Origin of the sequence: Pseudomonas sp. Irchel s3h9, from assembly GCF_900187475.1 — a bacterium.
Taxonomy (GTDB): domain Bacteria; phylum Pseudomonadota; class Gammaproteobacteria; order Pseudomonadales; family Pseudomonadaceae; genus Aquipseudomonas; species Aquipseudomonas neuropathica.
Map to the genome: position 1 here is coordinate 291,318 of NZ_FYDH01000007.1, position 12,182 is coordinate 303,499.

General features: G+C 61.1%; 7 protein-coding genes. 1 reads left to right on the forward strand and 6 read right to left on the reverse strand.

Annotated features, from left to right (window positions below; all coding sequences use genetic code 11):
* Nucleotides 1-3 precede the first annotated feature (3 nt).
* Together CKW26_RS14335 and CKW26_RS14340 are read right to left on the reverse strand one after the other, a co-directional pair.
* Nucleotides 4-2,322, reverse strand: coding sequence for an ATP-dependent DNA helicase (locus CKW26_RS14335; protein ID WP_095049072.1), 2,319 nt, complete (start codon nt 2,320-2,322; stop codon nt 4-6).
* A complete protein-coding gene (locus tag CKW26_RS14340; RefSeq protein WP_095049073.1) occupies nt 2,319-3,971 on the reverse strand; it encodes a VRR-NUC domain-containing protein in 1,653 nt (550 codons plus the stop codon). Before CKW26_RS14340 ends, CKW26_RS14335 begins: the two co-directional genes overlap by 4 nt.
* Nucleotides 3,972-4,165: 194 nt before the next feature.
* Here CKW26_RS14340 and CKW26_RS14345 point away from each other — a divergent pair, with 194 nt between their 5' ends.
* Nucleotides 4,166-4,390, forward strand: coding sequence for a YgdI/YgdR family lipoprotein (locus CKW26_RS14345; RefSeq protein ID WP_095049074.1), 225 nt, complete (start codon nt 4,166-4,168; stop codon nt 4,388-4,390).
* Nucleotides 4,391-4,528: 138 nt separating this feature from the next.
* On the opposite strand, the gene CKW26_RS14350 is transcribed toward CKW26_RS14345, so the two are convergent.
* From CKW26_RS14350 to CKW26_RS14365, 4 genes are all read right to left on the reverse strand, one after another.
* Nucleotides 4,529-4,903 (reverse strand): hypothetical protein, encoded by a 375-nt coding sequence (locus tag CKW26_RS14350; protein ID WP_095049075.1) that lies wholly within the window; start codon nt 4,901-4,903, stop codon nt 4,529-4,531.
* A gap of 241 nt (nt 4,904-5,144) precedes the next feature.
* On the reverse strand, nt 5,145-6,998 hold the full coding sequence (locus CKW26_RS14355) for a polyurethanase (protein ID WP_095049076.1): 1,854 nt from the start codon (nt 6,996-6,998) through the stop codon (nt 5,145-5,147).
* Nucleotides 6,999-7,207: 209 nt separating this feature from the next.
* Complete coding sequence (locus tag CKW26_RS14360) at nt 7,208-8,896, reverse strand: polyurethanase (RefSeq protein ID WP_095049077.1); 1,689 nt, start codon at nt 8,894-8,896, stop codon at nt 7,208-7,210.
* Between the two features lie 55 nt (nt 8,897-8,951).
* Nucleotides 8,952-12,029: an autotransporter serine protease gene (locus CKW26_RS14365; RefSeq protein ID WP_095049078.1), complete on the reverse strand. Its 3,078-nt coding sequence runs from the start codon at nt 12,027-12,029 to the stop codon at nt 8,952-8,954.
* Between the last annotated feature and the right edge of the window lie 153 nt (nt 12,030-12,182).

Here is a 12,182-nt window from a genome sequence, read left to right on the forward strand (position 1 = left end):
CACTCACCAGCCATTGTCATGAGCAGAAGTATGCGGTAATCCGGCAAATTGGGAAGCGTCCGTCTCGTGATTGATTGCCCACCAGCGCGGCAGCAGCTGTTTGATCCGGCTCTCGGCAAAGCGATCGTCAATCAGCATCACCACGCCGCTATCCTCACGGGTGCGGATGACTCGCCCGGCGGCCTGTACCACTTTCTGCACGCCGGGGTACAGGTAGGTGTAGTCGTAACCGGCGCCGAAGATGGCGGCCATGCGGTGTTTAAGTTGTTCGTTGACCGGATTGAACTGCGCCAGCCCCAACGTGGCAATGAACGCCCCGATCAGCCGCGCACCGGGTAAATCGATGCCTTCGCCGAACGCACCGCCCAACACGGCAAAGCCGACACCTTGGCTGTGCGCGGTGAACTGATCGAGAAAGGCCTGCCGCGCCCCTTCGAGCATGCCCCGCGATTGCTGCCACAGGGTGATGTGCGGGTAACGCTCAGCGAGTAACGACGCCACTTGTTGCAGATAATCGAAGCTGCTGAAAAACGCCAGATAGTTGCCCGGACGCTCGCTGAACTGCTGCGCGATCAATTCGACGATCGGCTCCAGCGAGGCCTGACGATGATTGAAGCGTGTCGAAATGCGGCTGACGATCTGCACCTGCAACTGCTCGGCGCAAAACGGCGATTCGACGTCGATCCACACGGTGTCGGCGGGCGTGCCAAGCAAATCGGCGTAATAGTGACGCGGGCTGAGGGTCGCGGAAAACAGCACGCTGCTGCGCGCCGCTTTCAGGCGCGGACCAATGAACGCGGCCGGCACCACGTTGCGCAGGCATAACTGCGACAGCGGCTTTTTGCGGTCGAGGTCGCGCTTGCTGATGTCGAACAGGTAATGCTCGTCGTACAGTTCTGCCACCCGGGCGAATTGCAGCAGGTCGAAATAGAAGTTCTGCACGGCGCTGTCGAGACCCTGCGGATGGTCATTGAGGTAATCGCCAATGGCCGCGCAACACAACGAGATCGCTTGCAGGAGTTTTTCCGGGGCCTTGTCGTAAGCCTGATACGCCGCCAGTTGCGGCGCATGCAGCGCGTTCCATTCACGGTTGATCCGTTGCAGGGAGTTTTTCAGCGGTGCCGGCGCGGTTTTGCGCACGCTGCCGAGGGTGAACTGATCAAGACTGGCGCTGTACATTTGCCGGCCGCGTTCGACCAGGTTGTGCGCCTCGTCCGCCAGCACCGCGACTTTCCATTGATTAAGCTGGGCCAGACCGAACAGCATGGCGCTGAAGTCGAAGTAATAGTTGTAGTCGGCGATCACCACGTCTACCCAACGGGCCATCTCCTGACTCAGGTAATACGGGCACACCGCGTGTTGCGCAGCGACCTCGCGCATGGCGGCTTGATCGAGCAGGCGGATTCGGCTGGCCGCTTCCCGCGCGGCCGGCAGGCGATCATAAAAGCCCTGGGCCAACGGGCAGGATTCGCCGTGACAGGCTTTGTCCGGATGTTCGCAGGCCTTGTCCCGGGCGACCATTTCCAGCACCCGCAAGGGCAAGGCTGGTGACTGATCGAACAACACCTGACTGGCATCCAGCGCCAGTTTGCGCCCCGGTGTCTTCGCGGTCAGGAAGAACACCTTGTCCAGTTGCTGCGGCGTCAGGGCCTTGAGCATCGGGAACAGCGTGCCGAGGGTTTTGCCGATGCCGGTCGGTGCCTGGGCCATCAGGCAACGGCCGGTGCTGACGGCTTTGAACACTGATTCCGCCAAGTGCCGCTGACCGGGACGAAAATCGGCATGGGGAAACGCCAGTTGCTGCGCGGCCAGATTGCGTGCCTCGCGATGGGCCATTTCCTGTTCGGCCCATTGCAGGAACAGCGTGCATTGCTGCTCGAAAAAGGCCTTGAGGGTTTCGGCGCTGAAGGCCTCGACCAGGCAGGTTTCCTTCTCGCTGACGATATCGAAATACACCAGCGCCAGATTGATTTGCTCAAGTTCGAGTTTGCGGCACATCAACCAGCCGTAGATCTTCGCCTGTGCCCAGTGCAACTGGCGGTGATTGGCCGGTTGCTTACTCAGGTCGCCACGGTAGGTTTTGACTTCTTCCAGGCAGGTTTGCGCCGGGTCGTAGCCGTCCGCCCTGCCCTTGACCTTCAACTGCAGAAACTCGCCTTCGAGCGCCACTTCGCTTTGATACTTTTCGCTGCGCCGCGAGGCCACAGTGCGGTGGCCGGCGATGCCTTCCAGCGCCGTGGGCGATGGGGTGAAGCGCAGGTCGAGGTCGCCGGTCTTGGCGGTGAACTCGCACAGTGCGCGCACGGCAATGCTGTAGCTCAAGCGCTCTGCTCCGCCCATTGCACGTAACACACCGCTACTGGCATCTGGTGTTGATGACAGAACTCCAGCCAGCGCAACTGGTTGTCCTGCAGGCGATCGCCGGGGCCTTTCACTTCAATCATTCGGTAGGTTTTGTGCTGCGGCCAGAACTGGATCAGGTCAGGCATGCCGGCGCGGTTGGCCTTGATGTCGAGCAGCAAACGATTGAACCAGTGCTTGAGATGTTCGGCGGGCAGACAGGCCAATGCCTGCTCAAGCAATAGTTCATTCACCGCGCCCCAGAATACGAATGGCGACTGGACACCCCATTTGTCGACAAAGCGCTGGCGAATGGTCGCGGCATAGCGGCCGTCGTCGAGTTCGCTCAGGCACGCCTGGAACAGCTCGGCGCGGCGTTGCTGGAAATCTTCGTTGAGCAGGTCCACCGGGCCGCGCTGGAACGGGTGAAAGAATGCCCCGGGCAATGGCGCGAAGATCGCCGGCCAGCACAACAAACCGAACAGCGAGTTGATCAGGCTGTTTTCCACGTAATGCACGGGGCCATCGTCATCGTGCAGATGCGCCTGCACGTAAAACTCCACGGACAAGGCTGGGTCGGTGCGTGGCAATTGCAGATCCAGCCGCTCGACCGGTCTGGCCGCTACGCGTTTGAGCGGCGGGCCACCGAGTTTGCGCCGCAACCTTGGCAATATCCGTTGCAGGCCTTGCTGCTCGGCAGCGCTTTCCGGCGCCTGCTCCGCCAGCGTGGCGAGCTCCAGCGCCAACGAGTATTCGCCGCTGCGCTCCAGCACGCGGATCATGCGTAAACGGGCGCCGGGATAGGCGCAGTCGCGATAAATGCTCAGGGCCAGGGCAAACTCGCTGATGCGCTCGCAATACTGGCCGATCTGGAACAGCACCTTGCCACGCCGGCGTTGCAGCCACGGGTTGTCGAAGTGCAAGGCGCTGACCTGCGCAACAATGGTGTCCAGTGGCTCACCGGCCTCGAAACGCAATTGACAGTTGTGCAGGAACAGGCACGCATCGACGTCGTCGCGACTGCGCAGGCCCCGCGAGTCGGCGCAGAATTCGACTTTTTCATAAGTGAAGATGCCAAGGTCGGCGAGGACGAATTCCGACCAGTCCTGATACAGGTTGCCGAAGAACATCAGCCGCAAGCGATCGCACAGGTCCATGATGGTCAGGCTGAACAAGCGATCATCGAGCAGCGGAGCCCAGTCGCGCAGGCTGCGAGCGTCTGCAAACTGCTCGGCGAGGAGCGGCAGCCAATCGTCCTTGCGGCCCTTGGGTTGCTCGATAAAGGCTGCGAACGCTTGCAGGATCTCGGCCTTGAGCAACACATCGAACAACTCGGCGAGGACCAGCGGCGCGTGTTCGTCGATCCAGCCGTGCTCCAACAAGGGCTGCGCGGCCTCGGCGATGTCACCGATTTCCACGTAATTGAGTTTGCCGGCACGAAAATGCACACCCTTGCGCATCACCATCCGCACCAGCAGCCCCTGACTCGGGCGGGGCAACGCGTTGAAGTCGCGGATGAATGCGTGTTCCGGTTCGCTCATTACATCGGCATAACGAAGCTCAAGCCAATCAAGCACTTGCCGGAAGTTGTTAAGGTAATAGAACGGGTCGTCGAGGGGATTGGCAGTCACGGGAATTCTGGGCCATGGCAAGCGAGTACTGGTTATGCGTACAGATACCAGCTGTGCCCCACCCGGTGCAAACGGAAAATGATCAATGGCATTTTTTCGCCGGGCTATCGAACTTTTCCCCCGGGGATGGCACCAACCGCGTTAGAGGGCCGACAATGCTCGGCATCACATCGAATGAGGATTTAGAGGTGGGTATGAAAATCAAAGCACTGGGCATCCCTTTCGCCATCGCCGCCGCGCTGGCACTGGCCGGTTGCTCGACCCCGACGGTGGTCACCCTGCAGAACGGCACCCAGTACCTGACCAAGGACATGCCGAAGACCAAAACCAAGGACGGCTTCTATGAGTTCGAGGATATTTCCGGGGCCAAGGTGAAGGTTCGCGCTGATGAAGTGGCCACAGTGCGCGAGGAAGACTGACTCACGGCGATCGATCGTTCCCACGCTCTGCGTGGGAATGCAGCCCGGGACGCTCCGCGTCCCATCCAGAGCCGAACGCGGAGCGTCCGTTGAGGCATTCCCACGCGGAGCGTGGGAACGATCATCAAAGCAGCTTTTTTATTCGAAGGTAGGCATACCCGGAATGCTGCCGTCGCAAGGCATGTACGTGCCACCCCGCTTGACCACTTCCCCCTGCAAGCGCCGGCAGCGTTCCAGATCCTGCTGCGCCATGCGATCAATGCTCAGATTGCCGGTGGTTTGCGGCGGCTTGCCGTCACCCAGGCGCAGGGTCACGAACGGTTGTTCGGGCTGAATCTGAAAGCGGCTCTTCTCTTCGACCGGTTCGACCTCCGCGGTTTTCGGCGGGCTCGGCAGTTGGTCGGTGGTGACGCCGTAACGGCTCAGAATCGAGCTTTGAGGCAGATCGGCGCAGGCATTGGCCGAACACAGCGCCAGTGCGACGAACCCGACATACCCCTTGAAACCTTTCACGTTTGAATCTCCTGTACTCAATGGCGGCTAGCTATAGAACGTGTGCTCACGTGCTGGCTTTAGGCCGCATTTCCTGTTTTCGCAGGGGTTTGAGTCAGGGAGTGGCTGTCGAGTCACTTTTGAAACCGAGTTATCGTTCTTCGCGAGCAGGCTCGCCCCCACAGGGGATTTATAAACGACACAGATCCAGTGTGGGAGCCAGCCTGCTGGCGAAGAGGCCCTTACCGGCGCCCCATCAACCTCAGGCGATCACAACGCCGTCAGCACTCAAGCTGTTGAGCGACACCCCGACCAACGTCACCGAATCATTGCCAAACGTCAGCACCGTGTCCTGCCCGACGGTCGCAGCATGAGCCCGGAAATCCTCCGCCGGCAACACACCCTGCACACCAAGAAACACCAGTTTGTCATTGGACGTGAAACCGACCACCCGGTCCTGACCGAACGCACCGTTGAACAGGAACGTATCCGCCCCGCCCCCCGACTCCATCAGGTCATTGCCTGCGCCGCCAACAAACACGTCATTGCCCGCGCCACCCATCAGGTGATCGTTGCCGTCCAGCCCGAACAACCAGTCGCCACCGGCATGCGCCTTCAACGTATCGGCGCCGCTGGTGCCTTTGACGCTGGACTCGTACGCGGTGACGTTGTTGCCGACCTTCAAGCCGCTGGCCGTGACGCTGTGGGTCACATCGTCCTTGAACAGCCCCCAGAGAAAGCCCGGTTCCTTGGTGACAATGCTGCCTATGTCGCGGGTGATGCTGATCCCGCCGTTGGCGTCGCGAATGTACAGATTGCCGGCGCCGTCGTTGGCGAAGTCGAAGTTCTTCACCGCGCTTTGCAGATCGAGGGTGTTGTTGCCCTGCCCGCCAAGGATGACGTTGTAGCCACCGCCATCGCGGAAGGTGTCATTGCCGGCGCGACCTTCCAGGTAATCGTTGCCGCTGCCGCCCTGGATCAGATCGTTGGCGTCACTGCCAATGATGAACGTGCTGCCCTTATGGGTTTCGGCGTTGCGGTTGAGGTCCTGTACCCAGGTGTTGGCCCGCGCCGGGTCCGAGAGGTTGGCGACGATGATCGTCGAGTCGCGGCTGGTCAGGTCGTAGAATTTTGAGTCGATCACCCGATTCATGCCGTCGCCATACGCGGTCGGCAAGTGCGAGATCCAGGTGGGAATGTTGAGGATCGAGTACGGCAGCAGATTCCACGCGGTCGAGGCGTAGTGATCGTTGAAGCTGACGATGTTGTCGGTGGCCGAGACCTTGGGCGCATCGTGCACGCCGATCGAAGCTCCGGTGAAGGTCGAGCCGTCGAGGGCGCGGAACACCGGGTCGTTTTCGTAGCCGACGTTGAGCACTTTGTCGGTGCTGCTTTGCGTTGGCGAGGCGTAGGCGATGTAGTTGGAGTCGGCAAAGAAACCACCCCACTTGCCACCGCTCAGGTCGGCCATGCTGTTGACCGCCAGGCCACCGAGGCTGTGGCCACTGACGAGAACGTCCTTGCCGCTGAGGCCGTTGGCCTTGGCAAACGCCACCACGTCATTGAGCAGATTGCCGAAGGCTTCACCGACGTAATTCTTCGCGTAATCCTTGGGGCCGAAGGCGGCGAGCAGGTCGTTGATCACGTCACCGATGGAGTCGAGGATCAGGTTCTCACGCGGGCCGCTGGTGCCGCGAAAGGCAACGCCGAGTTCGGTGAGATGGCCCTGGGCGTCGTACTTGCCGAGGATTTCCACTTGGGCGGTGGTGTAACCGGCCTTCTCGCCGAAGAAGGTACCCCGCGCATCGGTTTTGCCGTCGTAGCCCAGTTGCGAGGCGGTGATGGGCGTCCAGCCGGCCTTTTTCACCGCGTCGAGGGCGAGTTTTTCCGAGTCGGGATTCCACGGAATGCCGGGGATCACCCCCTGGGAATCGGTGCCGCCGAGCAGTGCCGTGACCAGCGTGGCGGGCAGGCCGAGGCCGAAGCCGTTGTGCTGATAACCGGCGGCAAAGCCGTTATCGAGGTTGTGGTAGGAATACAGCGTGATCGCCATGGCATCGCTGAACAACGCCTTGGAATCGGCTGTGCCGAAGTTCTTGTAGTCATACACACCCATTGCTATTGCCTCTCTCTTGTTGGAATTGTTAGAGATAGCTCACAGCCAGGGCGCCCCACGGGGACGCCCCGGAGCATTTCGATACAACACTTCTTTAACGCTGCCTCTGTAGGAGCTGCCGAAGGCTGCGATCTTTTGACTTGGCTCTTAAAAGCAAGATCAAAAGATCGCAGCCTCGTTTCACTCGACAGCTCCTACAGGATTACTGTTTAGGCGAACACGAACGCCGAGTCCGACAGGTTAGCCACTCCCACCCCGACCAGGGTCACGGCATAGTCGCCAATCTTCAGCACGGTGTCGTTGCCGGCCTGCGCCGCGTGCTGTTTGTAGTCATAGCCCTGCCCCGCGCCCTCGACGCCCATGAACACCAGTTTGTCGCTGCCCTGATAACCGTTGATGGCATCAAAACCGAACGCGCCGCTGAACAGAAAGGTGTTGCTGCCACCCACGGCAGTCATCACGTCGTTGCCAGCACCGCCAACGAAGGTCACATGGCCCTTGTCGCTGATCAACTTGTCATCGCCACCGAGGCCGAACAGCCAGTCACCGTCAGCCGTGGCGTGCAGCGCATTGCCGTAGCCATCGCCGCTGAGCGAGTGGTTGTACTGGGTCAGTTCGTTGCCATTGGTCAAACCTTTGGCCGTAACGCCCCAAGTGATTTCCTTGCTGCCCCACCACGAACCCGACTCCTTGCTCACCAGCGCGCCGATGTCGCGGGTCATGCTGATGCCGCCATAGGCATCGCGTACGTACAGCGTGCCGTCACCGTCGTTGGCGAAGCTGAAGTTCTGCAACGGTTTCTGCAGTTCGAAGGTGTTGTGGCCCTGGCCACCGAGCAGGATGTTGTAACCGCCGTCATCACGGAACCGATCATCACCGCCCAGGCCTTCAAGGAAGTCGTTGCCCGCGCCGCCCTTGAGCCAGTCGCTGCTCTGGGTGCCGATGATGAACGTGCTGCCGGTGTGCGGCTCGCCACTGCGGCCGAGATCTTCGACCCAGGTCTTGCCGCGAGAAGCTTCTTCCAGATTGGAGACGATGATCGTCGAGTCTTTATGCGTAAGGTTGTAAAACTTGGAATCGATGACCCGATTCAAGCCATCGGCATAGCCCAACGAGCTGTGGGCCGACCAGTTCAGCGGATTGATGATGCTGAACGGCACCAGGTTCTGCGCGGTGGACGCGTAGTTGTCGTTGAAGTTGACGATGTTGTCGGTGGTCGAATCGTGCGGCTTGTCGTGCTTGCCCATCGAGGCGCTGCTGAATGTGGTGCCATCGAGCACGCGAAAAACCGGGTCGTTTTCGAACCCGATGTTCAGCACGTTATTGCCGGTGCTGCTCTGAGTCGGCGAGGCGAAGGTGATGTAGTTGGCATCCTTGAAAAAGCCGCCCCAGTTGCTCGCGCTCAGTTCGGCCACGCTGTTGACCCCGAGCCCACCGAGGCTGTGACCGCTGAGCAGCACGTCCTTGGCGGCAATGCCGTTGGCAATGGCGAATGTGGCGACCGCCTTGAGCAAATTGTCGAAAGCGTTTTTAGCGTAATTGCTCGCGTAATCCGACGGCCCGATGGCGGCCAGCAGGTTGTTTTTCAGGTCGCCGAAGGTGTCGCTGTAACCCAGCCCGCCGGTGCCACGAAAGGCCACGCCGATGCCGATCAGTTTGCCGGCAGCGTCGTATTTGCCGAGCACTTCGGCCTCGGCACTGGTGAAGCCGTCCTTCTCGCCGAAGAACGTGCCCTGCGGCCCGACCTTGCCCTGATAGCCCAGCGCGGTTGCCGTGAGCGGTGCCCAAGCGGTGGCCGGCAAAGGCTTGCCGGTCGGCGTGTAGGCGTACAGCGTCAGTGCGATGGCGTCGCTGTACAACGCTTTGCCATCGGCATTTTTATAATCGAACAGTCCCATGTTGTGCTCTCTCTTCCTTCAAAAACCGGCAGCTCCGCAGAACTGCCGGTACGCCTTAGAACTGCCAGTCGAGGGTCAGACCCACACCGTGGTCCTTCTCGTTCGAGCCGATCAGTCCGTTGTAATCGAGGTTCACCCGCACATCGCGATTGAGCGCCAGACCCGCACGCACACCGACCACCGCCGCATCGCGATCCATCGACACGCTCTGCACGGTGAACGCGCTGTTGCCATTGGCAAACGCCAGATGGCTGTCGGCATCAACGTTGCTCAGGTTGTGCTGCCAGCCGAGGCTCGCGCCGAGTTCCAACTGATGCTGATTCGACAGCGCGAAGCTGCGCTTGGCGCGCACGCCGAGGGTCGACAGCACCACATCGCGGTTGTCCTCACCGCCCTTCAGCGCGGCGGCGTCACCTTTTTCGGTGAAGCTTTCGGTGTTCAGGTGCACATAGGACAGATTGGCGAACGGCTCCAGGTTCATCGGTTGCAGGCCCAGATCATAGGCGGCCTCGGTGAACACTTGAGTGGTTGCGGCATCGTGCTTGGTCTTTTGTTTTCCGCTGACGTCCCCGAACTGCAGGTCACGTTTGACGTCGACACGGTGCCAGCTATAGGCGCCACCGACGGTCAGACGCAGCGCGTCGATCTGGTGGCCCAGGTACGCACCCAAGTGGTAGCTGTCGACTGATGCCGACGAATGCGTGCCGCTGCCCATGCTCAATGAGCTATCGCTATAACCGGTAACGAAACCGAGACGGGTATCTTCAGCGATCAAGCCATCGACACCGGCGAGCAAGCCGCCGATAGAGCTGTTGGAGTCGGCATTGTCATGCCCGCCATCGCTTTTGCCCCACGAACCCAGGACCTTGACCCAGGCGTTGCTGCGGTCATCAGTCGGTGCATCGGCGTTAAACAAATCACGCTCGCGCAGACGTTCGCCAACGGCTTCACGCAGGTAACGGCTGTCGTTGATCAGCATCGTGCCAATGGCCGGATGGATTTCGCCGGACAACTGCTGGAAGGCTTGCTGCGCCGACGCCGCATTCGGCGACAGCAACAGGGTTTCAAACAGCGCGTTACCAGCGCCCAGACGCTCAGCCGCCGCACCGACCGCACGTTGGTTCGGCGTCAAACCGACGCTGGCGAACGGAGCGTCGTTACGCCCGACCGCCAACTGGATGCCATCGGCCGAGTACGCCAGCGTGCCGCCGAGAAAGGCGTAATCCGGCAACACCTGACCAAAGCGCCCTTCAATACCGCCCGCCGCTTGCAGGATGTTGTAGCGCGTGCCGAGCAGGCTTTGCACTTCATTGGTGGTCAGCAGCGTCGGGCTGTTTTCCAGCGACAGGCTCACCGTCGCGCCTTCGATGACCGCTTTGCCAGTGGCGATGATCTGATCGCTGCTGGTGGGCGACAGCTCTACGGCGTAAGTCGAACCCGGTGCAAAGGTCACGTCACCGGCCACATTCATTGTGCCGATGGAGTTACCCGGCGCCACCGTACCGCCGCTGTTCACCGACAGCGCGCCGATGTGGCCGTTGCCGCCGAGGATACCGCCGTCATTCACCGTCACCGCCGATTGCAGCGAACCGTTGATGGCCAGGCGCCCCTGATTGACCAGGGTCGGGCCGCTGTAAGTGTTGTTGCCGGTCAGTACCAGTGTGCCGATACCTTGCTTGGTCAGACCGCCGTGGCCGGAAATGTCGTTGCGCCAGGTGTCGAGGCCGCAGGTGATGTCGGTGCACACGCGCTCGGTCGGTTTGCCTTGATCGATGATCGCGCCGATACCCGGCAGATCCGCGACAAACTGGCCGGAGCCGTAAGCGCCGTCGATGCGGAATTCGGCCGGGATGTCCTGCTCGGTGACGAACATCGACGGGCCGTCGATGCCTTTGCGCAGGTTGATCATGCCCCAGCCGTACAAGGCGTCGATGCCCGGTGCGCCGAGGTCGGTGGCCGTAGTGCGCAAGACCGTGGCGACCTGATCACCGCTCATGTACGGGAAGCGTTCCATCAGCACCGCCATGGAACCGGCGACATGCGGCGCGGCCATCGAGGTGCCGTTGTAGTTTTTGTAGCCGGTGGTCAGGTTGTCGGCGTTGGTGCCTTCGATGATCGCGCTGAAGATCTTCGTGCCCGGCGCCGAGACGCAGAAACTCGCGGTGTAGCCGCAACGCGAAGAAAACGTACTCATGATGTACGGATTGGCGCTGGCCAGATCCGGGTTCTTCTGCAGCGCAGCGACGGTGATCCAGTTCGGCGCGATGTCCGGGACGAAATAGCCGAGACCGGCGATGGCGTCCGGGTTGTTGAGGTTGTAGTCATTGCCGGCGGCGAAGATCGTCACGATGCCACTGCGCGCGGCGGCAATCGCACCGTCGTAGGCGCCGCCGGGCTTGGTGCCGAGCAGCGTGCGGATCTCGTTGAACTGCACTTGCGCGTCATTGACGGTGAAGTGCGGGTACGCCGGATCGCGGCCGCCGAGGTCGAAACGGTCAGTGATGCCGATGCCCCAGCTGTTGTTGATGATCCGCGCGCCGCTGGCGATCAGTGCGTCCCAACCGGCCTTGTACACCGCGCCGTCGTTGCCACGAACGATGCCGTCCTCCGGGCCCGGGTCACCGTTGTCGGCGCTGATGATCTGCGCACCGAATGCCACGCCGTGCATCGGCCCGCCGTCGCGACTGCCGGCGGCGATACCGCCGACGTGGGTGCCGTGGGCGCCGAGTTTGCCGTCGGAACCGACCGAGGGCGAACCGTCATAGCGGAACGCATCGCCGGCTTTGACCGGGATGTACGGGTCGGTGTATTCGCGAATCCCGCTGGTGACCAGGGTGACGACTTTATTGCTGCCGGAGAACTCCGGGTGCGCGGCATACACCGGCTGATCAAAGATCCCCAGTTTCACGCCTTTGCCGGTATAGCCGGCGGCATAAGCGTGATCGGCACCGATCGCGCCCAGGCCCCAATCGGCCTGAAATTCGGCACTGCGCCAACTCGACGGATCGCCCGTACGACCGCTCTCCACGTAGGGCGCGGCGTGGGCGGTGCCAATGGCACAGAGCACGGCAAGCGTGAGGGTTTTCAGGGCAAAGCGGCCTCCCGTTTGCGCGGGGGTATTGTTGTTATTCATCCAGCGACCTTCCTTAGTGATGTTGCGAAAAATCCTGATCGTTGCCACTGAGGGCGATGATCGTCGTTGATCGTTCCCACGCTCCGCGTGGGAATGCAGCCCGTGACGCTCCGCGTCACTGGACGCAGAGCGTCCCTAGAGGCATTCCCACGC

Coding starts and splice junctions, on each gene's coding strand:
- CKW26_RS14345 (WP_095049074.1), top strand. CDS start 4,166: ATGAAAATCAAAGCACTGGGCATCCCTTTCGCCATCGCCGCCGCGCTG.
- CKW26_RS14355 (WP_095049076.1), bottom strand. CDS start 6,998: ATGGGTGTGTATGACTACAAGAACTTCGGCACAGCCGATTCCAAGGCG.
- CKW26_RS14360 (WP_095049077.1), bottom strand. CDS start 8,896: ATGGGACTGTTCGATTATAAAAATGCCGATGGCAAAGCGTTGTACAGC.
- CKW26_RS14365 (WP_095049078.1), bottom strand. CDS start 12,029: ATGAATAACAACAATACCCCCGCGCAAACGGGAGGCCGCTTTGCCCTG.